General features: G+C 54.3%; 24 protein-coding genes. 5 read left to right on the forward strand and 19 right to left on the reverse strand.

The window, feature by feature from the left end; genetic code table 11:
- Window positions 1-32: 32 nt before the first annotated feature.
- From JXQ85_RS08135 to pdeM, 4 genes are all read left to right on the forward strand, one after another.
- Entirely contained in the window at window positions 33-785 is a 753-nt protein-coding gene (locus JXQ85_RS08135; RefSeq protein WP_421748397.1) for a hypothetical protein, read from the forward strand.
- Window positions 786-911: 126 nt separating this feature from the next.
- Complete coding sequence (locus JXQ85_RS08140; protein WP_421749042.1) at window positions 912-1,202, forward strand: ArsR/SmtB family transcription factor; 291 nt, start codon at window positions 912-914, stop codon at window positions 1,200-1,202.
- Between the two features lie 9 nt (window positions 1,203-1,211).
- Window positions 1,212-3,617, forward strand: a complete 2,406-nt coding sequence (locus tag JXQ85_RS08145) for a ligase-associated DNA damage response DEXH box helicase (RefSeq protein ID WP_421748398.1) — start codon at window positions 1,212-1,214, stop codon at window positions 3,615-3,617.
- Window positions 3,618-3,657: 40 nt separating this feature from the next.
- Window positions 3,658-4,332 (forward strand): ligase-associated DNA damage response endonuclease PdeM, encoded by a 675-nt coding sequence (gene pdeM / locus JXQ85_RS08150; protein ID WP_421748399.1) that lies wholly within the window; start codon window positions 3,658-3,660, stop codon window positions 4,330-4,332.
- On the opposite strand, the gene JXQ85_RS08155 is transcribed toward pdeM, so the two are convergent.
- The 18 genes from JXQ85_RS08155 to ruvC form a co-directional block, all read right to left on the reverse strand.
- The gene (locus JXQ85_RS08155; RefSeq protein WP_421748400.1) at window positions 4,280-5,125 is read right to left on the reverse strand and encodes a LytTR family DNA-binding domain-containing protein; all 846 of its coding nucleotides are present in this window, start codon (window positions 5,123-5,125) and stop codon (window positions 4,280-4,282) included. The genes pdeM and JXQ85_RS08155 overlap by 53 nt on opposite strands.
- 170 nt (window positions 5,126-5,295) lie before the next feature.
- Window positions 5,296-6,195 carry a bifunctional methylenetetrahydrofolate dehydrogenase/methenyltetrahydrofolate cyclohydrolase FolD gene (gene folD, locus JXQ85_RS08160; protein ID WP_421748401.1) on the reverse strand — a complete coding sequence of 300 codons (900 nt, stop codon included), beginning with the start codon at window positions 6,193-6,195 and terminating at the stop codon, window positions 5,296-5,298.
- Between the two features lie 27 nt (window positions 6,196-6,222).
- Window positions 6,223-6,528 (reverse strand): chorismate mutase, encoded by a 306-nt coding sequence (locus JXQ85_RS08165; RefSeq protein WP_421748402.1) that lies wholly within the window; start codon window positions 6,526-6,528, stop codon window positions 6,223-6,225.
- Between the two features lie 53 nt (window positions 6,529-6,581).
- Window positions 6,582-8,258: a formate--tetrahydrofolate ligase gene (locus JXQ85_RS08170; protein ID WP_421748403.1), complete on the reverse strand. Its 1,677-nt coding sequence runs from the start codon at window positions 8,256-8,258 to the stop codon at window positions 6,582-6,584.
- A gap of 314 nt (window positions 8,259-8,572) precedes the next feature.
- Window positions 8,573-9,361 (reverse strand): hypothetical protein, encoded by a 789-nt coding sequence (locus JXQ85_RS08175; protein ID WP_421748404.1) that lies wholly within the window; start codon window positions 9,359-9,361, stop codon window positions 8,573-8,575.
- A gap of 39 nt (window positions 9,362-9,400) precedes the next feature.
- Window positions 9,401-11,323 carry an ATP-dependent zinc metalloprotease FtsH gene (ftsH, locus tag JXQ85_RS08180; protein ID WP_421748405.1) on the reverse strand — a complete coding sequence of 641 codons (1,923 nt, stop codon included), beginning with the start codon at window positions 11,321-11,323 and terminating at the stop codon, window positions 9,401-9,403.
- A gap of 101 nt (window positions 11,324-11,424) precedes the next feature.
- On the reverse strand, window positions 11,425-12,657 hold the full coding sequence (tilS, locus tag JXQ85_RS08185) for a tRNA lysidine(34) synthetase TilS (protein ID WP_421748406.1): 1,233 nt from the start codon (window positions 12,655-12,657) through the stop codon (window positions 11,425-11,427).
- A complete protein-coding gene (gene ybgF, locus JXQ85_RS08190; RefSeq protein ID WP_421748407.1) occupies window positions 12,648-13,466 on the reverse strand; it encodes a tol-pal system protein YbgF in 819 nt (272 codons plus the stop codon). The genes tilS and ybgF overlap by 10 nt, the downstream gene beginning before the upstream one ends.
- Window positions 13,467-13,478: 12 nt before the next feature.
- Window positions 13,479-13,994, reverse strand: coding sequence for a peptidoglycan-associated lipoprotein Pal (gene pal / locus JXQ85_RS08195; protein WP_421748408.1), 516 nt, complete (start codon window positions 13,992-13,994; stop codon window positions 13,479-13,481).
- Between the two features lie 89 nt (window positions 13,995-14,083).
- Window positions 14,084-15,415: a Tol-Pal system beta propeller repeat protein TolB gene (gene tolB, locus JXQ85_RS08200; RefSeq protein WP_421748409.1), complete on the reverse strand. Its 1,332-nt coding sequence runs from the start codon at window positions 15,413-15,415 to the stop codon at window positions 14,084-14,086.
- The gene (locus JXQ85_RS08205) at window positions 15,412-16,512 is read right to left on the reverse strand and encodes an energy transducer TonB (protein WP_421748410.1); all 1,101 of its coding nucleotides are present in this window, start codon (window positions 16,510-16,512) and stop codon (window positions 15,412-15,414) included. The genes tolB and JXQ85_RS08205 overlap by 4 nt, the downstream gene beginning before the upstream one ends.
- Before the next feature lie 22 nt (window positions 16,513-16,534).
- Entirely contained in the window at window positions 16,535-17,002 is a 468-nt protein-coding gene (tolR, locus tag JXQ85_RS08210) for a protein TolR (RefSeq protein ID WP_421748411.1), read from the reverse strand.
- A 3-nt stretch (window positions 17,003-17,005) separates the two neighbouring features.
- Window positions 17,006-17,680 carry a protein TolQ gene (gene tolQ / locus JXQ85_RS08215; RefSeq protein ID WP_421748412.1) on the reverse strand — a complete coding sequence of 225 codons (675 nt, stop codon included), beginning with the start codon at window positions 17,678-17,680 and terminating at the stop codon, window positions 17,006-17,008.
- Between the two features lie 120 nt (window positions 17,681-17,800).
- A complete protein-coding gene (gene ybgC / locus JXQ85_RS08220) occupies window positions 17,801-18,190 on the reverse strand; it encodes a tol-pal system-associated acyl-CoA thioesterase (protein WP_421748413.1) in 390 nt (129 codons plus the stop codon).
- Between the two features lie 62 nt (window positions 18,191-18,252).
- Window positions 18,253-18,891: a hypothetical protein gene (locus JXQ85_RS08225; protein ID WP_421748414.1), complete on the reverse strand. Its 639-nt coding sequence runs from the start codon at window positions 18,889-18,891 to the stop codon at window positions 18,253-18,255.
- A gap of 109 nt (window positions 18,892-19,000) precedes the next feature.
- Complete coding sequence (gene ruvB / locus JXQ85_RS08230; RefSeq protein ID WP_421748415.1) at window positions 19,001-20,029, reverse strand: Holliday junction branch migration DNA helicase RuvB; 1,029 nt, start codon at window positions 20,027-20,029, stop codon at window positions 19,001-19,003.
- 3 nt (window positions 20,030-20,032) lie between these two features.
- Complete coding sequence (gene ruvA / locus JXQ85_RS08235) at window positions 20,033-20,719, reverse strand: Holliday junction branch migration protein RuvA (protein WP_421748416.1); 687 nt, start codon at window positions 20,717-20,719, stop codon at window positions 20,033-20,035.
- Window positions 20,716-21,222: a crossover junction endodeoxyribonuclease RuvC gene (gene ruvC, locus JXQ85_RS08240; protein ID WP_421748417.1), complete on the reverse strand. Its 507-nt coding sequence runs from the start codon at window positions 21,220-21,222 to the stop codon at window positions 20,716-20,718. Before ruvC ends, ruvA begins: the two co-directional genes overlap by 4 nt.
- A gap of 271 nt (window positions 21,223-21,493) precedes the next feature.
- Here ruvC and JXQ85_RS08245 point away from each other — a divergent pair, with 271 nt between their 5' ends.
- Window positions 21,494-21,685, forward strand: a complete 192-nt coding sequence (locus tag JXQ85_RS08245) for a DUF1127 domain-containing protein (protein ID WP_421748418.1) — start codon at window positions 21,494-21,496, stop codon at window positions 21,683-21,685.
- Between the two features lie 109 nt (window positions 21,686-21,794).
- Here JXQ85_RS08245 and JXQ85_RS08250 read toward each other — a convergent pair whose 3' ends face one another.
- Complete coding sequence (locus tag JXQ85_RS08250; RefSeq protein ID WP_421748419.1) at window positions 21,795-22,142, reverse strand: hypothetical protein; 348 nt, start codon at window positions 22,140-22,142, stop codon at window positions 21,795-21,797.
- Between the last annotated feature and the right edge of the window lie 121 nt (window positions 22,143-22,263).

Raw genomic sequence — 22,263 nt, forward strand, 5'->3', positions numbered from 1 at the left:
CGCCGCATCGACCTAGCGAGAGACCCACACCAATGGCCGCAACAGTTTTTGATAGCCCCCTCTTTGCCAAAGCCTATCCAACCGGAGAAGCCGCGCGCCTCTTCAGCGACAGCGCTGCCGTGCGCGCTGTTTTGTTGGTGGAGGGCACGCTTGCCAAGGTCCAAGGCGAGCTTGGGCTCTTGCCTGAAGACAGCGCATTTTTCATTCACCGCAGTTCGATGGAAGTGCAGATCGATCCTGCTGGATTGGCCAATGGATTGCTGACTGAGGGTTTTGTGCCGTCGGTTTCGGCAGCATTTGCCAAAGCGATGGAAGCGCCGGAACACTCCAAGTTCATTCAACACGCTGCAGATGGCGCGCAAATCGAGGCCGCAGCCCTGTCGCTACGACTGCGGCAGTTCCTCACCCTGTGTGAGAAACGTCTGGCAGTGGTCCAGCATCCACACCAAGATCATACTGCTTTAAAAGAGCATCTGAATGCAGCCAAGGAAGCAAGTGTTGGCCTGTTTCTTACCACCGAGGCTGGCGTGGCAACCGCACTTGCGGAAGCCCTGCGCTTGCCGCTTCGTACCGAGGCCATTGAGATCGGGTCAATTGGCGAAACTGCCGAACAAGTTTGCCAATCGCTCGCGCGCATTCAGCCCGAAAACGCGCGTCTGATCCAGCTGCATGCCCTTGTGGCTGCGCTGAAGGATCAACCGGAAGATATGACGCCGCTTTGTTTGCCACAAATCTGTTTGGCAACGGCATCCGCTCTGGAACTTGCCATCAAAACGCAATCGTAACGCGCTTTACAAAGCCCGATGTCGCCTCGCTTGAAGCAACATGTTAGAACCGGTTGAATTAATCCCTCAAAAGAAGACGTGAGGAAGACATCAGTGACGCAGAAGCCTCAGATTCCCGCGAGTGAAATGGCGCAGAATGCCGAAGCCGCCGCAAGTTATTTGAAAACCTTGGCCCATGGTGGCCGCTTAATGATCCTGTGCCACCTCAGCGGCGGCGAAAAATCAGTAAGCGAGTTGGAAGGGTTGCTAGAGCTGCGCCAAGCCGCCGTCAGCCAGATGCTGGCCCGCTTGCGCGACGAGGGCTTTGTTTCCACCCGGCGCGATGGCAAGACCATCTACTATTCCCTCACCGATGCGCGCACCGCCGAAGTGATTGGCATGATGTACCACCTTTTCTGTGCGCCATCAGAGGCATAGCATCCAAACATGACGCAGCTTCCAGAGGCCTTCGAAGCGTGGTTTGCCAACAACGGTTGGTCCATTCACCCGCATCAAGAAGCCATGCTGGAGCGCGCAGATGACCCTGCTTTGATGCTGATTGCCCCTACCGGTGGCGGTAAAACACTGGCGGGCTTCCTACCAACCTTGGTTGATCTGGCCGAGGCCCCGCATGAAGGCATGCACACGCTTTATGTTTCGCCTCTCAAAGCCCTTGCTGCTGATATCAAACGTAACTTACGGCGTCCAGTCGAAGAGCTCGGGCTTGATATTCGGATCGAAGACCGGACCGGCGATACCTCGCAATTTAGAAAGAAACGCCAACGGGCAGATCCTCCGCATATTTTACTGACGACGCCAGAAAGTCTGGCGCTTTTGACCAGCTACGAAGATGCTGCGCGCACCTTTAAGGGCCTCAAACGGGTGGTGGTGGATGAGATCCACGCACTGGCAGAAAGCAAACGCGGCGATCAGCTGATGCTGGCCCTTGCCCGCCTGCAGGCGATTTGTCCTGATCTGCGGCGTGTCGGTCTGTCGGCGACCGTCGATAAACCAAAAGACATAGCAGCGCTTTTGGCGCGCCACCCCGACCCTTGCGATATCCTGCATGCAGACCCCGGCCCTGATCCTGATATTTCCATGCTCACCACCGACGAAGCCCCGCCTTGGTCGGGTGGTGGCGCGGCCTATGCGATCCCAGCCGTGCTGGAGCAGATCAAAAAACACAAAACCACGCTGATCTTTCACAACACCCGTGCGCAGGCCGAGGTTTTCTTTCACAAGCTTTGGCTCGCGAACGATGATGGTCTACCGATTGGCATCCACCATGGCAGCCTTGATCGCGAACAGCGGATGAAAGTCGAAGCCGCCATGGTACGCGGTGATCTGCGGGCTATTGTCTGTACTGGCAGTCTGGATTTGGGCATCGATTGGGGGGATGTAGACCTTGTGATCCAGATCGGTGCGCCCAAGAACGTGAAACGCCTCGTTCAGCGGATAGGACGCGCCAACCATCGATATAACGCGCCCTCCAAGGCCCTACTGGTGCCTGCCAACCGCTTTGAAGTTGTCGAGTGTACCGCAGCGTTGCAAGCCGTGTTGGCGCGCGATCTGGATGGGGAAACCCGTGGTGCTGGTCCCTTGGATGTACTTTGCCAGCACATCCTGCTACGTGCTGTTTCAGGTCCTTTTCATGCAGATGCGCTTTATACAGAGATGTCTTCAGTTGGGGCTTTCGCCGGTATGGCGCGCGAAGATTTTGACGCCTGTCTCGATTTCTGCGCCACCGGCGGCTACGCCCTGCGGGCCTATGATCAATGGCAACGCCTGCAACAACGGCCCGATGGGTCTTGGCAGTTACGCGATCCACGCACAGCCGCGAAAATCCGCATGAACACAGGCACCATCCAAGACAGTGATCTGTTGAAGGTGCGCATGAAACGTAGCCGGGGCGGTAAGCCGCTTGGCGAGGTCGAAGAGTATTTTGCAGCATCCCTGTTGCCAGGCGATACCTTTCTCATCGGTGGAAAAATCGTGAAATACGAAGGCCTGCGTGAGATGACAGTTGAAGTCAGTAAAGACGCGCGCAAAAAGCCCAAGGTGGCTGTGTTTGGGGGAACTAAATTTTCGACATCAACGCAGCTTTCGCAACGCATCCTGCGACTGTTCCAGCAAAAAAAATGGCCCGATCTCCCGGATCATACGGCGAGCTGGCTTGAGTTACAGCGAGACATATCTCAACTTCCGCAACCCGGTCGATTGCTGATCGAAAGCTTTCCGCACAATGGGCGCAATCATCTTTGTGTCTATGGTTTTGCTGGGCGCAATGCGCAGCAAACGCTCGGGCTTTTGTTGACCAAACGCATGGAAGAGCTGGGGCTCGCCCCTATGGGATTTGTTTCCACCGACTACGCCACCTTAATCTGGGGGCTTGATGCGGTTGAGGACCCGGCGCCGCTTTTGGAGCGCGACGCGTTGCATGACGGTTTGGACGGCTGGCTCGCGGGCAATGCCCTGATGAAGCGCACATTCCGCGGGGTTGCCACCATCGCAGGGCTGATTGAACGCAACACGCAGGGGCAGCGCAAATCTGGACGGCAGGCGACGTTTTCCAGCGACATCCTTTATGACACGCTGCATAAATACGACCCCGATCATTTGCTGATGCGGATCACACGTGACGAAGCCATGCGCGGTATGGTCGATTTTTCACGCATTGATGAAATGCTGGATCGTGTGGGCGGACGGATTGATCATGTGACCATCGATCACGTAACACCGCTGGCAGCACCGCTGTTATTGGAAGTGGGCAAGGTCTCTGTTTCTGGTAGCGCAGAAGAACGGCTTCTGGCCGAAGAAGAAGCGGCTTTGATGGAAACGGCGGGCCTTGCGTAAACGCTTGTCATAACCTCGGAATCAGGTCACCAATGAACGCATGAAAACCGTAGATTTTTCTTTGGCAGGTGTGCAGTTGACCGCTTTGGGTTCAGGCGCGCTGTGGTGGCGTGACAAAAACCTGCTCTGCATTTCAGACCTGCATTTGGGAAAATCCGAGCGCATCCTGCGGCGAGGCGGCAGCGCCCTTCCCCCCTATGACACGCGCGATACGCTGATCCGGCTAGAACAAGACCTGCGGTTCACCAATGCGGAAATCGTGGTCTGTTTGGGCGATAGTTTTGACGATCTCGATGTGCTGGACGCCATGCCGGAAAGCGAAAGCAACTGGATCAACCGCCTGCAGGCCGGGCGGCGCTGGGTTTGGATCGAGGGCAACCACGATCCCGGCCCCGTCGAATTGCCTGGCAGCCATCTTGCCGAACTGCCGCAGCCGCCCCTGACGTTCCGCCACATCGCAGACCCCAGTCAAAGCGGCGAAATTTCCGGGCATTACCATCCCAAGGTACGGGTTCAAACGCGCCTAAGGGGCATCTCTCGGCCGGCGTTCCTATTTGATGCAGATCGGGTGATTATGCCTGCCTATGGCACTTATACGGGTGGATTGCGCAGCACCGAGGCAGTGCTCAACGACCTCATGCGCCAAGAGGCCAGAGCCATTGTTACTGGACAGACGCCTCGGATCGTTCCTTTGCCTCGGTCGTTGAAACGCTAAGGCTCAAACGCTCAACCTCGGCACGATAATTCCGACTGACCGGAACCCGATCACCGTTGGTCAGTAGTAAAAACACTTTGCCCTGTTCTTTAATCACACGAAGCATTGCCTTTTGCGCTACCCAATGAGAGCGATGTACCAATGTGCCCGCAACGCCATCCATTTCAGAAATCGCATCTCGAAGGCGCATGCGGATTGAATGCTCGCCGGATGGCGTCAGGACATGCACGAAATGATCATTCGCACTTAACCGCAGAACGTCGCCGTCAAAACGATCTGGCAAACGCGCCATCAACCTTGGGCTAGAACTTACAACTGGTGTGTCACTGCCCGAAAGATCGATTTGAATCGCATGTAACGCGCTGGCATCCATCTTTTCCTGAACCGCATTGGTAAAGATAAATCGCGAAACGATAACGGCAAAAAAGACAAATCCAACCCAGCCCATCAATTGAATATAGGGCACCGTATTCACCCGCTCTGGATTGAAAAATCGCGATAGTAGAAACACATCTGTAGTGACAAATATGGTGCCCAAAGATCCAGTTAAAACGCGACTGTTGAGGGTTTCCTGATATCCAAACACCATGCGTGTCAAAGCAAAAGCCAAATATCCCAACAAAACAGAACTGGTCGTCACCAAAGGCCAATAGGCGCAGCGGGTCCAAAAACTCATGGTCTCAAATGTGCCAAATGGACCGGCCAATACGGAACCTACCGACGCGATCGCGATTATCGATAGCGTCAGCTTGGAAAACAATGACTTAAATGTGTCGTTTAGAATCTCGATCATAGACCCAGCACGGCCCCAATTTTTGTAATAACATTACAGCACTATAGTGCTGTGTCTATCAGAGCTTAATTTCGGGTCAAATAAATTGGGAAATTCAGCATTGCATTCCCCAAAAAAGAAAAGCGCCGGTGATTTCTCACCAACGCTCTGTTTGCAATCTTTGAAACGATTTAGGCAGTCAAACCATCTGGCTCTGCCAAACCATGCGCACGGCAACATGCGGTCACGGTGTTGGCCAAGAGGCAGGCGATGGTCATTGGGCCTACACCACCTGGAACCGGTGTGATCGCGCCAGCAACCTCAGACGCCTCGGCGAAGTCGACGTCGCCCAGCAGCTTTGTCTTGCCAGGTTTGTCGGGGTGCGGGATACGCGTGATGCCTACGTCGATCACTGTGGCGCCAGGTTTCACCCAATCACCTTTGACCATTTCCGCGCGGCCAACAGCTGCAACCAGAATGTCAGCGCGGCTACAGACTTCTGCCAGGTCTTGCGTGCGGGAGTGAGCGATCGTGACTGTGCAATTCTGCTGCAGTAGCAGCTGCCCCATAGGCTTGCCAAACAGGTTGGAGCGACCGATGACCACAGCGTTTTTACCAGACATATTGTCAATCTGGTCGCGCAGCAGCATCAAGCAGCCAAGCGGCGTACAGGACACAAGTCCCTTCTCGCCGCTCGCCAGAAGGCCTGCGTTCACTACGCTCAGCCCATCGACGTCTTTGTTTGGATCGATACGAGCCACCACACGACGCTCGTCCAGATGATCAGGCACCGGGAACTGGCAAAGAATGCCGTGTACAGTTGGATCTGCATTCAGCTTGTCGATCAGTGCAAAGAGGTCTTCCTCAGACACATCCGCAGGCAGTTTGTGCTCAAAAGACGCCATGCCAACTTCAACGGTCTGCTTGTGCTTGGCCGCCACGTAAACTTCTGATGCAGGGTCTTCCCCAACCAACACAACCGCCAAACCTGGTGTGATGTTCTGCTCTTCTTTCAAGCGCGCCACATGGCCCGCGACTTTTTCACGTACGGAGGCCGCAAAGGCTTTGCCGTCGATAATACTTGCTGTCATCAGTCTCTCCTCGCAGGCGATGCCGACTTACTTACGGCCCAACCCGGTTTCTTCGCGGTCGATGGACCAGTCGATCAATTGACGCCAAAGCTGTTCGATCAAATCAGGGTCCAGACCCTGCACCTCGGCTTCGCGTCTTGCGTTCATGACAACTTCTTCAACACGCTCAGGAATGCGGGCAGGCCAGCCATTCCCCTGCTTGAGTTCGGTTGCCCGGTCGATGAACCTTGCCCGTAGCTGCAAGAGTTGAACCAGTTGCTTGTCCAAAGCATCGATGCCCAAACGGACCTCGGCCATGGATGAACAATCTTGCGGTTTTTGGGGTGTGGTCATCTTCGTCTCCTGCGGCCCGAAAGCTCTCGGACCGCAGTAACTTTTCTAGAAGCTTAGAACAAGCCTTCGATCTGGCCTTCTTCGTTCAGGTGGATCGATTCTGATGCTGGTTTGCGTGGCAGACCCGGCATTGTCATGATCTCACCGCAGACAACCACGATGAAGCCCGCACCTGCGGAGAGGCGTACTTCACGTACTGGCACAGAGTGACCAACTGGCGCGCCGCGCAGGTTTGGATCAGTGGAGAAAGAGTATTGGGTTTTCGCCATGCAGACCGGCAGGTTGCCGTAGCCCGCTTCTTCCCATTCTTTCAGTTGATTGCGGATCTTTTTGTCAGCCAGAACTTCGTCGGCGCGGTAAATGCGCTTGGCGATGGTCTCGATTTTCTCAAAGAGCGGCATATCGTCTGGGTAGATCGGCGCGAAGGACGCCGCGCCAGAATCGGCCAGTTCCACAACTTTTTCCGCCAGAGGTGCAGAGCCTTCAGAGCCCAGTTCCCAGTGACGGGACAGAATGGCCTCGACACCGTGTGTTGCACAGTAGTCTTTGACCGCTTGTACCTCTGCGTCAGTGTCAGTGACGAAGTGGTTGATAGCAACCACAACAGGCACGCCGAAGGACTTCACGTTTTCGATGTGACGGCCAAGGTTGGCACAACCGTTGTTCACGGCATCAACGTTTTCCGCCCCCAGATCGGCTTTGGCAACGCCACCGTTCATTTTCATTGCGCGCACAGTCGCAACCAGAACAACCGCAGAAGGCGCGATGCCTGCTTTACGGCATTTGATGTTCATGAACTTCTCGGCACCAAGGTCAGCGCCAAAGCCCGCTTCGGTCACAACGTAGTCTGCCACTTTCAGAGCAGTCTTGGTTGCGATGACGGAGTTACAGCCGTGCGCGATGTTCGCGAATGGGCCACCGTGAACAAACGCTGGGTTGTTTTCCAGAGTTTGCACCAGGTTTGGCTGCATCGCGTCTTTCAGCAGAACGGTCATTGCGCCCGCTGCTTTGATGTCGCGGCAGTAAACAGGTGTCTTGTCACGACGGTAAGCAACGATGATGTCACCCAGACGCTTCTCAAGGTCTTGCAGATCGTTTGCCAGGCAGAGGATCGCCATAACTTCAGAGGCCACAGTGATGTCAAAACCAGTTTCGCGTGGGAAACCGTTAGATACGCCACCCAGAGACGCTGTGATCTGACGCAACGCGCGGTCGTTCATGTCAACAACACGACGCCATGCAACACGGCGGATGTCGATTTCCTGCTCGTTGCCCCAGTAGATGTGGTTGTCGATCATTGCAGAGAGCAGTGAGTGCGCAGATGTGATCGCGTGGAAGTCACCTGTGAAGTGCAGGTTCATCTCTTCCATAGGCACAACCTGTGCCAAACCACCACCTGCAGCGCCACCCTTCATGCCGAAGTTCGGGCCGAGGGATGCTTCGCGAATACAGATCATCGCGTTTTTGCCGATGCGGTTCAGACCGTCACCCAGACCAACGGTGGTTGTAGTTTTACCTTCGCCAGCCGGTGTAGGGTTGATCGCTGTCACCAGGATCAACTTGCCGTCTTCTTTGCCTTGGACAGAGTTGATGAACTCTTGGCTCACTTTCGCCTTGTCGTGACCGTAAGGCAGCAGGTCATCACCCGACATGCCAATCTTTGCGCCGATCTCTTGGATAGGACGCTTGTTTGCTTCGCGTGCAATTTCGATATCAGATTTGTAGGCCATAACCGCATAACTCCTAGGGTGTGCCGTGATTACCTAAGGATTACCCTGCGTTTCCACCCGGCCAAGTCGCAAATCCGACATTTCACGCAGAACTTGCGTCGCAAATGATATCTTGTGTTGCCCATTGGAAACTTCGTCGATGAAGCAGAAAACTATATGTGATTTGAGGCCAGGATCTAAAATTTAACAATCCTGAAACGCCGATTTCCGCGCCATTTCGATGCGAGCCTGTCGCTTTTGGGATGTTTTTTTTGATCAATGATCTCGCAATGCATTCGTGACCAAAAGCGGCTGCAGTTTAGATTCGTTTCCGCCTAGTGCAGAAACGAAACAGATCCAGCGTTTACCAAATCACGCTCTGCTACACCACGCGCAAACAAAACAAGTGCCGCAACCGATGAAAAGGCAAATCCAAACTCCATCACCTCTTCTAGATAAGAAGCGACGCCCATGACAGTTGGAGACAAGGTAATGTCGAAAAGCGCAAGATTACGCTCGAACCCGTCTAACAAGAGTGCAGATGCAACCATGCCTCCACCGATGATCAATGTAACTGCCCACAATTCATGCCGTAGCAAACCAGAGAAAAACGGACGCGCACCTATCGAAAAAAAACTGATGAGCGTGGTTGCAATGATCCCCATCGCGCCAGCGGATACGAGTTTATGCCACAACGGAACTGCCGCAGTGAAAATCTCGGCTCTGAGCAGGCCCGGATCAAACCACCAGTCTTGAAAGTCCATTTCTCTAAGGGCCAAAAAGGCAAATACATACGGGACAGCCCAAAGCCTCAGTAAACCGCGCTTGTAAAGCGAGGCCGCCATAAAAGCTGCAATTGAAAGGCAAACAAACGAGGCTAACTCCAACGCCCCAAACTCAGATTTTAACGCAACCTCCCACCCTGCGGACATCACATTACCAACGATCAGCAAAAGGCAGATCAATAACAGGGTTCGAATGCTCCCCCGCTGAATGGCAAGAGTGGCAAGGAACGATGGAGAATAGGAAAGCATGGTTTTTCTTAGCGCCCGTCTGCTTAATTGGCCGCAAAGCTCAATTGGTAACAACTTTAAGACATCTAAGAATGAAAAAACCCCGGCCAAGTGGGCCGAGGTTCACGTTTTAGTTTTTGCCGTTTGCGTTTATGCAGTGGGTTCAGGCTCCATGCCACCATCGCCAGATTTGTCGCGTGGCTTGGTTTTTGGAATCGCCGTCAAAGATGGTTTCTCATCTTTTTCTGGCGTACCGCCTTCATCGTCATCCACATGTGGTGGCTCGCCACGGATTACGCGGTTGATCTCTTCGCCGGTCAGCGTTTCATATTCCAGCAGGCCTTCCGCAAGGCGCTCGAATTCTTCGCTTTTCTCGGTCAAGATATCATATGCGCGCTGGTAACCTTCGTCGATCAGGCGTTTCACTTCAGTTTCGATCATTTCTTTTGTGGCTGCAGACACAGAGAACCCGCCGGCGCCGCCATTGGCTTGATAGCCAGCTGCCGCTTCTTGGTAGTCAATGTTGCCGACTTTGTCAGACATGCCCCATTGCATGACCATAGCGCGTGCCAAGCCAGAAGCTTGCTGGATGTCGCCCGCAGGTCCGTTAGAGACTTCGTTTTCACCGTATTTGATGATCTCAGCCGCTTTACCCGCCATCGCCATCGCCAGACGCTGGTGGCACTCTTCTTTGAACATGTTCAGGCGATCCATTTCAGGAAGGCTCATGACCATGCCAAGTGCGCCGCCACGTGGAATGATTGTCGCTTTGTAGACCGGATCACATTTTGGCAAGGTGATACCAACGATCGCGTGGCCAGCCTCGTGATAAGCGGTCATTTCTTTTTGCTCTTGCGTCATCACCATGCTGCGTCGCTCTGCACCCATCATGATTTTGTCTTTAGCAAATTCGAAATCTTCCATCGTCACGAAACGGCGTCCAACACGTGCTGCAGTCAGCGCAGCTTCGTTTACGAGGTTAGCAAGATCCGCACCTGAGAAGCCCGGCGTACCCCGCGCAATGATGCGCAGATCAACGTCAGGACCCAGAGGGGTTTTGCGTGCATGCACGCCCAAGATCTTCTCACGACCTTTGATGTCTGGATTGCCAACGGTCACGTTACGGTCAAAACGACCTGGACGCAGCAACGCTGGATCAAGCACGTCTTTACGGTTGGTTGCCGCAAGGATGATCACACCCTCGTTGGCTTCAAAGCCGTCCATCTCAACCAGCAATTGGTTCAACGTTTGCTCACGCTCGTCGTTCCCACCGCCGTAGCCTGCGCCACGGTGACGGCCCACAGCGTCGATTTCATCGATAAACACAATACAGGGCGCGTTCTTTTTGGCCTGTTCAAACATATCGCGGACACGGGAAGCACCCACACCAACGAACATTTCGACAAAGTCAGAACCAGAGATGGTGAAGAACGGCACACCCGCTTCGCCCGCAATTGCGCGTGCTAGCAGTGTTTTACCAGTACCTGGAGGGCCTACAAGAAGCGCACCCTTCGGGATTTTGCCGCCCAGACGAGAGAACTTCTGCGGGTTGCGCAGGAATTCTACGATCTCTTCCAGCTCTTCTTTGGCTTCGTCGATACCCGCCACGTCATCAAAGGTCACGCGGCCATGCTTTTCGGTCAGCATTTTGGCTTTGGATTTACCAAAACCCATTGCGCCGCCTTTGCCGCCACCTTGCATGCGGTTCATGAAGTAGATCCACACACCGATCAGCAGCAGGAAGGGCAATAGGCTTAGAATAAAGGACTGCAGACCAGATTGCTCTTGCGATTTCGCCTGAACGCTCACGTCATTCGCCAATAGCAAATCCGTCACACGCGCGTCATCAGGAGCAATAGTCACATAGTCGCTGCCGTCTGAGCCACGGTAAATGATTTGTTCACCATCCAAAGTGACACTGCTTACTGCGCCGTCTTCCACAGCGTCTACAAATTCAGAATAAGCGATGTCGCGGCTCTGCAAGCTGCCGCTATTACCACTGAACAAGTTGAACAGGGCCAAAATCAGCAGGATGAGCACGATCCAGAATGCAATATTGCGCGCGTTGCCCAAGGCAATTCTCCTCAAAGTCGATTGCAGCCGGTCCTAGCACAGCTGTCACACGTCATAAATAGACATCAAACCAGCATGTTCAATGCGATAATACCAGAGGATCAGACGCAATCCAGAAAATCAGGTGATTTTAACCGCGCTTTCCAATGCTCAGACGGCACAGCCAGAGGGGCTGCAAGCAGTTGATCCTGATGCCAAAGGCTTGGTGTGGCCATCAAAGATTTGCGCGGTAAGGCTGATTCCCGCCAATCATCTAGTTGCAACAGGCCCGGCTCACCTAATGCACGCACCTGCATGCCCATTTCCCAAGCGCCCTCTAAAAGCCAACGATCCCATCCTTGCGAATACTCTACCAACTCGCGCACCGCATTATATTCTCGTGATAGCCGAATGCGGGTTTTACTGACCGTGATCAAACACCCAGCGAGCGAAAAGTTCCGCCCTTCAGAAATCGCGGTATCAAGCTCTTCGATCGGTGCGCGCCGGGGGGCATAATCTAACTGGCTGATCCATCCCAGCGCTTTCACCACCAAACGTCTACGCAGCTCTTTTGGACTGTCTAAATATCCTTCTCGCGAGATCAAAAGATCGCCGGAGACCTGATGCACAATCGACTGCGCCAACGTGCTCGTATCATCTTCTAATATCTCGCGCGCATCACGCATATTTTGCGACACACGTGCGAGGCTTTGGGCTGAAATTCCAATGCCTTCAAAAACCTCCATCGCACGCCGTGCCCTCACCCGCTGAAACATCTCGTTTTCATTGGACGGATCTTCGCGCCACTCACGGCGATGACGATTTAGGAATTGGCGCAATTCTTCACGCGACACATCCAGCATGGGTCTCAGAAACAAAACACCATTGCGCTCGAACCGCGAATCCATCTGTGCAAGCCCATCAACGCCAGCCTCGCGGCCCAGACGGATCAAAAAATTTTCGGCCACGTCATCTTGGGTATGTCCGAGCAACACCACATGAAGCCTCTGGCGTTTTGCCCATTCGGCTATCAACCCGTAGCGCGCATCTCGCGCACGGTTTTGCAGATTGCCGTCGCCTTTCCATCCGGTCCATCGCGCCGTGGCGTGGCGAATGTTCAGTTTGGCGCAAGTTTTTTGGACAAACTCGGCCTCTTCCGCAGATCCAGATCGCAGCCCGTGATCAACTGTGACGGCCTCAATGCGGTAGCGATCCTCTAACGCATCCGCCAAATGCAAAAGCGCCATGGAATCTCCACCACCGGACACGGCAATGCCGATCCGAGTGGCGCCAGCTTGAGTGATTTCGGATGTTAAAAGTGTCAGCAGATCGGTGTCAGAACGACCTAGCTGCATCCTAAGCTCTGCATTTCGCGCTGTGCTTCGCCGGCGAATTCGTGGCCCGGATGGCGTAGATCAACTTCGTTCAAAGTCACGCAGGCCTCATCGGTTTGACCGAGTTTAGCGAGAGCTGCCCCCAAACGGAACAGGGCCTCTGGGGCGATGCGACTTTGGGGATACCCGGAATAGCTTTCCAAATAGGCGCGTGCTGCATCAGGCATGCTGCCTGCCCCTTCGAGGGCTTCACCGCGGCGCAGATGTGCCTCGGCTTCCAAAGGACTGCCCGGATAGGTTTGGCTAAAGGCTGCAAATTGATCGGCTGCAGAGCCAAAATCCTGCCCCTCTAAGGCAGCTAAGGCGTGATTAAAGTCAGATTCTTCACCTATGGCCAATTCGGTGTCTTCGTTTGACGTTGTGGTAGTCCCGGAGTTTAATTCGCCAAACTCACCACCTAGTGTTGAGGTTTCGCCAAGTTGGCTCAGGTCACCGCCTTCAAGCTCAACCAGACGAAATTCCAGATCGCCAATCCGATTGGTGCCATCACGTACAATTTCATCAATGCGGAATTCAAGCTGCTCTGTTTTGCCCGTCAGACGCTGCATTTCCATCTCGATGGCATCAATGCGCGCAAGGACTGACCCACCAGAACCACCACCCTGTGGCGCGCCAGTGGTCGAAAGCTCGCGCTTAAGACGTTGTACATCCACATAAAGCACCGAAAGTTGCTGACGGATATCCGCCAGCGTTTCTTCAGAGGATTGCGCCACCACAGACAGCGGTGCCACGGATCCCATGAGGGCAACTACCAAAGTCAAAGCGCGCATGATCTGGTTCCCTTAGCTTGACAGACCAGCCGAGATCACAGTCACGGCGCGACGGTTCTCAGCATAGCAGGCCTCGGCAGAACAAATCCCAATAGGACGTTCCTTACCGAAGGTCACGGTTTTTAGACGGTTGCTCGCGATGCCTTGGCTGACAAGAAATTCGCGGACTGCATTCGCCCGGCGCGCGCCAAGGGCGAGGTTATATTCGCGGGTGCCTTGTTCATCTGCGTGGCCTTCGATCACAGCAAAATAATCGTTGTTGGTGATCAGCCAGTTGGCTTGGCCGGTCAATGTTGCGCGGCCCTGGTCTGTCAATGTGGATTGGTCCACTTCGAATAGTACGCGGTCCCCCACGGTTTGCTGAAAATAAGCTGGGCTGGAAGGGTCGCTTGCACTGCCCGGTTCAAAACCGGACCCACTACCACCTGCGCCGCCGCCGAAGCCGCCACCTAACCCATTGGGGTTGGTACATGCGCTGACAGCCACAAAGGCCAGAAGAAGGGCGGATTTACCTAGTGTACTCTTCATGATGTGCTCCCGACGTTGTCGCCTCTTAGATATTATTTATCTTTGCTATTACCACAGGTTGTGGTGGAATCATATTCTATGCTTTGGCCTTACTGCTGTAGCGGAGACCAACTTGGATCAGACCCACCGCCCTGTGTGCGAACCGGCTTTAGGTTGCGTCCCGACACATCCACAGAATAGAGCGACGCGGATCCATTTGCGCCCTGTGTTTCACGCGTGAACATGATCACACGGCCATTTGGTGCCCATGTTGGACCTTCATCCAAAAAGCTTGCCGTCAACAGACGCTCTTCGGATCCATCGGTACGCATCACACCGATGTGGAACCGTCCTTTGTTTTGCTTGGTAAAGGCAATCAGATCGCCACGCGGGCTCCAGACCGGCGTACCATAGCGTCCCTGCCCAAAGCTGATCCGCTGTGCGTCGCCGCCCTTGGCGCTCATAATATAAAGCTGCTGGCTGCCAGAACGGTCGCTTTCAAAAACGATCTTTGATCCGTCAGGGTTGTAACTCGGCGCGGTTTCAATCGATGGGGCCGAGGTCAGACGCGTGCGTTGGCCAGTCGCAATATTCATGCGGTAGATGTCACTGTTGCCGCCATCGGTCACCGAAAACACAACGTCCTGCCCATCAGGCGAGAAGCGTGGCGCAAAAGACATATCGCCGGACTGTGCTTCAAGCACGCGACGTGTCACCGAACCAATATCCAGCACGAAAACCCGCGGAAAGCCGGTTTCATAGGAGGTGTAGAGCACCCGGTCTCCTGATGGAGAAAAACGCGGCGCTAGCACGATATTATTGCTATCGGTCAGGAATTTCAGGTTTGCTCCGTCATAATCCATGATCGCGAGGCGTTTCTTACGATCGTTCTTTGGACCGGTTTCCGACACATACACAACGCGGCTGTCAAAATAACCACTTTCGCCAGTGATGCGCGAATATACAGCGTCTGCCACCTTATGCGCCATGCGGCGCCAGCCTTCTTCAGTGCCACGGAAACGCAGCCCATTACCCAGTTCTTGACCTGCGAAAACATCGTAGACGCGGAATTTCACAGCTATATTGCCAGAGCCATCCACGCTGACCGCACCTGAAATCAGCGCCTGTGCGTTGATCGCTTTCCAGTCTGCAAATTGCACCGGCGAGGCGAAATTGGTGATCGAGCTGATAAAGGCTTCTTTTGGAATTTCTCGGAAAAGCCCTGTGCCTGACAGGTCTGCCGCCACAACGCGGGCGATATCCTGTGCCAACTGACTGGCGCCAGAGCTTTCGGCGACAAAATCGGGTACCGCATATGGCAAGGGCTCGATCACACCATCGGTGATTTCTATCCGAAGCGGGCCGTTCTGCGCGGTTGCACTTGTCGGGGTGAAATGTACGCTGGTTAAAACCAACGCCAGAGCCAAGAGTAATTTCGTCATCTGCGCCTCATTTTCTCTGGATTAAACGTGATTTCGACATCACGCCAATGTTCATATTTTTCTATCGGCAAATTATAGCCACCGCGCTGACAGCGCAGAATGGCGCGTCGCGCCGCTTCAAACGCCGCTTTAGCCGCATTTTCATCGCCACCCGAAGCACTTAGCTGCCGCAAAGATCCGCCTACCACGCGACCGTCACGATCAAATGACATTCCGACCGTCACTGTAACATTTGCGGCCTGACTGCCGACATCGACAACCCAACAGGACTGAACAGAGACTCGCAATGCATCCTTTTCCCCGGATGTCAGCGGTGGTCCGGATGGAGTGGCAGGCGTATCTGCTAGCGCTTCAGCCAAAGCATCATTCACACCACTATCACGATCTGCGGTCTGCGTGTCCTCGGATTGAGGTTCGGAACTCGGTTCTGGACGTGTCGGCGTTGCGGGCCGGCTTGGCCGCGCCTTTGGTCGAATGGATGAAGTCACCGCTCCTGATTTTGGCTCGGTTGGAATTTCGGGCGCCGCTTCTTCGCGTGCGGTTTCTTTTTGCGCCTCAACCGTATCTGCATTGCTTTCAGCCGAGGCGGTTGGGGCCTGATCCACGTCAGAGATCTGAACGTCCGGCTCAGGAGTTTCGATCGCCTCTGGCGCAATCCGCGTGACCGGTCGCGCGATAGGACGCGGTGAGCGCTCTGGCGCAACATCTGGTTCTGCTGGAGGCGTAATATCCGGTACGTTTTCCGTCAGATCAACGGGCGGCGTCACAGGCTGGGCAACTTCAGGAACCGGTTCTGGCTCTGGCGCCTCGACTGCTTCTGGCTGTGCAGGCGGCGTAATTGGATCCGGATCGGCAATCACCGCAGGGGGTTCTTCTGAAAGCTCTGGCGCGACCGGGGTTTCGACTTGATCAGCCGTCTGCGGCGGCACATCGGCGTTTAAGATACGTTCAAATTGTTCAGTCGAAATGATATCCACACCGGTCACAACCGGTGGTTCAGGTTCAGAGCTGAAAACGCCCCCGAACAACACATATCCGATCAACAGCGCATGGCTGCCGCCCGAAACATAGTGACCGATATTTAAGCGACTATTCACACGACGATCCTAAGTCTCAGCCTCAGCCGTCCTGCCCATCAAGTGCTGGGCCTCCGATGTCTGTCACAAGTCCGATATTGGAAAACCCGCCAGCATTCAGCGCGCCCATTATCTGCACCACATTCTCGTAAGGGATACTGCCATCCGCGCGCAGGAATACGCGGTCAGAAGACCGCTCCACCGCGATTGCACGCAGTTTCGGCACCAGCTCCTCTACCGTTGTGGGCGTGGTTTGGATCATGACAATCCCGTCACTTGTCAGGGTTACGGTCAGCGGTTCTTCTTGTTCACCAGGCAACGGATTTGCTGCTGTCTTGGGCAACTCAACCGGCACACCCACAGTCAAAAGTGGGGCGGCCACCATGAAGATGATCAACAGAACCAACATAACGTCGACAAAAGGCGTGACGTTGATTTCGGCCATAGGCTGGCTGCGTGTGCGACGACTGCGCCGTCCACCGCCGTTTTTCTTGATGACACCTGCGCCCATCGCTCAGCTGTCCAACTGGCGGCTAAGGATGGTTGCAAACTCATCCGCAAAGGCCTCGTAGCCCGCAAGGATGCGGTCGCTGTCAGCACTAAGCTTATTGTAAAAAATCACAGCTGGGATCGCGGCGAGAAGCCCCAAACCCGTTGCCAGCAGAGCCTCAGCAATCCCTGGGGCCACAACGGCAAGGTTTGTATTCTGCTGTTCCGCGATTTCGATAAAGGCGTTCATAATGCCCCAAACGGTACCAAACAGACCAACAAATGGCGCGGTCGAACCGATGGTTGCCAGGACCGGTAGACCCTTTTGCAATTCCTCAGCTTCTTTCGCGACGGCCACATCCATCGAGCGATCAATCCGGCTGGTCGCATTGGCGATCAAGCCGCCGTCTTGGCGATGGCTGCGGCGCCACTCCATCATACCGGCAGCGAAAATACGCGCCGAGCGCCCAGCGGGTTCAGGACCGATCTCATCAAACAACCCATCCAATGGTTCCCCAGACCAGAAGGCGCGATCAAATTCAGCCGCTTCCCGGCCCGCGGACCGATAAGAGATGATCTTCTGCACGATCACTGACCATGACCAGAAGGAGGCGACAATCAGCATCACCATCACAAGTTTCACGGTCAATGTGGCGCGCGCGAACAACCCCCACATCGAAAAATCGATTGCTGCTTCCATTTGTCTGCCCGTTTTCTGACGGCCTTTGGTGGCCCTTTTGCCAGAAAACTAGCGTGATTTTATGAAGTTTTCTACGGGGAAAGCCCGTCAAACAGGCTCATTCACAAGAATTTGCCTGAATTAATGCAGCATTAAGCGAATATTTGCCGGAAGACGGACCGGTTGGCCGGTTTCGTTGATACAAACCAACGTCACAACAGCCTGAAACAACAGATCGCAATTGCGTTTCACAATCTGCTCCATCACCAGCCGCGCGCCAGTCACTGTGATTGGGCGCGTTTCTACGATCAGCTCTTCGTCAAAATGGGCAGGTGCTAAATAATCAGCTTCTACGCGACGGACTGCAAAAACCAGACCTTCCTCTTCTTTGAGGTCCGCTTGATTGATACCTTTGCCACGCACCCAATCACTGCGCGCGCGCTCGATGTATTTTAGGTAATTTGCATAAAACACAATCCCGGCCATATCGGTGTCTTCATAGTAGACGCGGATTGGGAAATTATGCTGCATCGGACCTGCCTTTCTCGTTTACAGATCGGTACGAGGTCTTTGGTCAAAATTCAACAAAGACCTCAATCCGCCCCCTGAAGCCGCGCAAATATCCGGTAGGCATGGCTCGCGTCGTCGGCAGATGGTGGCATCATCCGATCATAGGCCGCAGCAATAATCCCGGCCACATCAGGACGCAAAATCGTTGCGCCGTTTTCTGGCATGACCGCCAATGGTGAAGTCTTTGCGAAGGCACGATCTCCCCACATCAAAATGACCTGCGCTGCCTGCCCCAGGGCTAAAGTTTCTGCTGGGATCTTTGCAAGATCCGCATCCATTTTCAAAAAAACAAAGGCTGCCTGAATTGCCGCCTGGTCATCAAACCGGAACGCCCGGTACTGATTGGCCCCTGCCTCATCCAGCTTTTTGACCAGATCCTGAAGCCCGGGGATCAACCGATCCAGATCCGGAACCTCCAGCAGTTCGCTCCAGTCCCTGAAGAAAAACACCATTAGGTTGCTGCCGAGCTCGGGATCGGTTTCAGCGACCGTGTGGCCTGCCAGCGTGACAACCGCCTCAATCGCGCCCTTCACGGTGCTCAGAGTTTCGTCCTCAACACCAAAAACGATCGGCGCGATCGGCCGCCCCCAGCGTGCGAAAGCGTAGCTTCCGTCTGTGCGGGTGAAAAACTCTTGAATGGCTTCTGGAGTGGTAACGCTCATGATTTTCTAGCCTGAAAAAAGATCGCGCCTTAATGCCGCTTCACAGTAAAAACGGCAAGCCCACACCTTCTTCTTTGCAAAAATACTCCCGCCGGACGCATCCAGCGTGTTACTCAAATAGATCTGTCTGCGGTTTCCCCGCCTCAGGCGCGACCAAACCTAAGTGCTTCCAAGCTTTGCGGGCCAGCATGCGCCCACGTGGCGTGCGCTGGATCAGACCTTGCTGCAGCAAAAACGGTTCGATGACTTCTTCAATGGCATCTCTGCTTTCACTCAGTGCCGCCGAAATCGTTTCAACACCGACCGGTCCACCGCCATAATTTTCGGCGATAAAGGTCAAATAGCGCCGATCCGCCCCATCCAGGCCCAGTCCATCAACACCCAACCGGGTCAACGCGCCATCCGCCAGCTTTTTGGTGATAACCCCATCGCCTTCGACAAGCGCGAAATCCACAACGCGCCGTAGCAAACGCCCCGCAATTCGAGGTGTCCCTCGAGACCGACGCGCAATCTCACGTGCGCCGCCCTCTTCTTGCTGAACGCCCAACTTCCTCGCGTTCCGCGTTACGATCTCATTCAGTTCATCTTCTGTATAAAACTGAAGCCGCGTTGGGATACCGAAACGATCCCGCAGTGGCGTCGTCAAAAGACCAAGTCGTGTCGTGGCTCCGACCAAAGTAAACGGCTGCAGCTCGATCCGAACGGTCCGCGCGGCAGGCCCCTCACCGATGACCAAGTCCAGCTCAAAGTCCTCCATCGCTGGATAAAGCACTTCTTCCACGACCGGATTGAGGCGGTGAATTTCATCGATGAACAACACATCCCGCGCTTCAAGGTTGGTTAAGATCGCCGCCAGATCGCCCGCTTTGGCCAAAACAGGCCCAGAGGTCATGCGGAAATTCACGCCCAACTCACGCGACATAATCTGCGCCAAAGTAGTTTTACCCAGGCCGGGAGGACCATGAAACAAGGTGTGGTCCATCGCTTCACCGCGCTGTTTTGCGGATTCAATAAAGACTTTCAGATTGGCGCGCGCCTCGGCCTGACCAATAAATTCGCCCAACCCCTGCGGGCGCAAGGCGCGATCAGCATCTTCAGGGCGCGGCTCTGGTCGCAATGTCGGATCAGGAGCATCCATGCTCTACCCTTTCGGTGCCAAAAGCTGCAAAGCAGCGCGGATCAAGCCAGCGGTATTCAATTCTGGATCCGCACCAGAGGCTTCTGCCACAGCTGCAGCAGCATCCCCAGGTCCGTACCCCAGATTTGAAAGGGCCGACAAGGCTTCGGCCTGCGCTGCTGCCCCCTGCCCGCTTGCGGCTGGAGCTTTGCTGCGCGGCGCCGGCTGAACCGCCGGTTCTTCGATTACATCAGCCAATGCCGGCGCTTCGCCTTGTGCCTCAGCCAAAGAACCTCCAAGTGCCATGACTGCCGGGGCTTTGTCTTTAAGCTCGTGCACAACCCGCTGAGCGGTTTTCGGGCCAATGCCTTTGGCGGCTTTAATGGCGCTGATATCACCTAATGCAATGGCACGGCCCACGCCTTCAGGTCCCAATGTACCCAGAATAGCCAGCGAGGCCTTTGCCCCGATGCCCTGCACAGAAATGAGCAGCCGGTGCCATTCTTTTTCCAGCAACGTGGTGAAACCAAAGAGCTGTAGGTTGTCTTCGCGCACCAACATTTCGGTGAAAAGCGCCGCCGCTTCTCCGTTGCCCGGTAGCTCCATCAAAGTACGATCTGAGCAATACACGATGTAGCCCACGCCCCGCACGTCGATCAAAACGTGATCGGTTGTGCGGTATTCAATCCGGCCTGTTATCTTCCCAATCATGCGTTTGCTTTCTTCAAGGCGGCTTCCAAACTGCCGCTGGCGCGTGCGTAATGGGCGTGACACATTGCAATGGCCAAAGCATCCGCCGCATCTGCGCCTGCAATCTGCACACCGGGCAATTGCAGTTTTACCATATGTTCGACCTGATGTTTTTCCGCATGTCCGACGCCAACGATCGTCTTTTTGACTTTGTTCGGAGCATATTCGCCAATCTGCAATCCAGCCTGCGCCAGAACCAGCAAGGCAATGCCGCGCGCCTGACCCAATTTCAGCGTGGCTACCCCGTCTTTGTTGACAAAGGTCTGTTCAATTGAGCCATGATCGGGCTGATAGCGGTGCAACACATCTGTCAGTTGCTCATGCAAAGAAAGCAACCGTGGTGCCAGTTCCTGCCCCTTAGAATGACAAATCCCATTTGCCACATGGCTCATCCGGCTACCGGCAACATCGATGATTCCCCATCCCATGTTGCGCAAACCTGGATCAATCCCCAATACGCGCATATCTGCTCCTGCCTTTTCGGCCTTTTCATAAGCCCTAGCACAAAACGAGAACGCGCGCCAAGCACCTTCGCACATTTAGGGGCCACTTGGTGTGAACAAACCAGATCATGCGTCCAAATCGCGATGATCAAATTCCAGACACATTGCTCAAAATTGAGGCATGCAAAAAGCGCAGATCGGCAATGACATCTTGTCGATTGTGGAACCGCGATGCGCATCCTAAATCGCGGTTAAGCAAAACGACCATAACTCAAACAGAAGGATTACCACTATGGCCGCTCTTGATACTGCACGCGTACAAACCGTTTCTAATGGCCAGATTGGTCTGTTCCTCAACGCTGCCTTCGCGCGCGTTCAGCACTGGTTTGAAGCCCGCAAGACACGCATCGTTCTGTCCAAACTGACAGATCGTGAACTGGAAGACATCGGCCTGCTGCGCCGTGATATCCACTCCATCACATAAGATATCCCTTTATTCGATCCTCAATCTCTCCCCTGAGGATCGGACATGAAAAAGCCGCGTCAGTGAAAACTGGCGCGGCTTTCTTGTTTCTAGCGAAAAACAAGTGGGCTCAGAGATAGCCCCGAAGGTGTGTTGCCACCAAATTCGAAATTGGATCAGGTTGCAGGGTCCAGACACCAAGCGTTGCCGCGGTCGTACCGCTTGTGCGCAGTTCGTCCATTTTGGCATCGTAAGTGCCCTCGCCCATTTGCGCCATCATCGCGCCCTTTAGGCCAAAGAAACCAACCAGCAAAATCATCAGCCCGGTATATGGAATACCACGCTTTTCGCGATAACCGCGCACGATGACGTAGCCATCATTGTCTATGAATGCGGAACGGGAACGTCGCAGGGACTTTTTACGCTTCGCGTTCAGACGACGCAGGCGCAAAGAAAACTCATCGCTTGAATTAGCCATAGCAGCACACTTCGTTTGGCCCCCACCAAACAAGGCTACAATCCCTCTAAATTGTGGCGAAAATAGGGCATGAGTCGCCATTTTTCATGAAAGCGCCCCAATTCAAACGTTTTCGAGGCCT

The sequence above is a fragment of the Cognatishimia sp. genome (genome assembly GCF_049116455.1).
Classification (GTDB): Bacteria; Pseudomonadota; Alphaproteobacteria; order Rhodobacterales; family Rhodobacteraceae; genus Cognatishimia.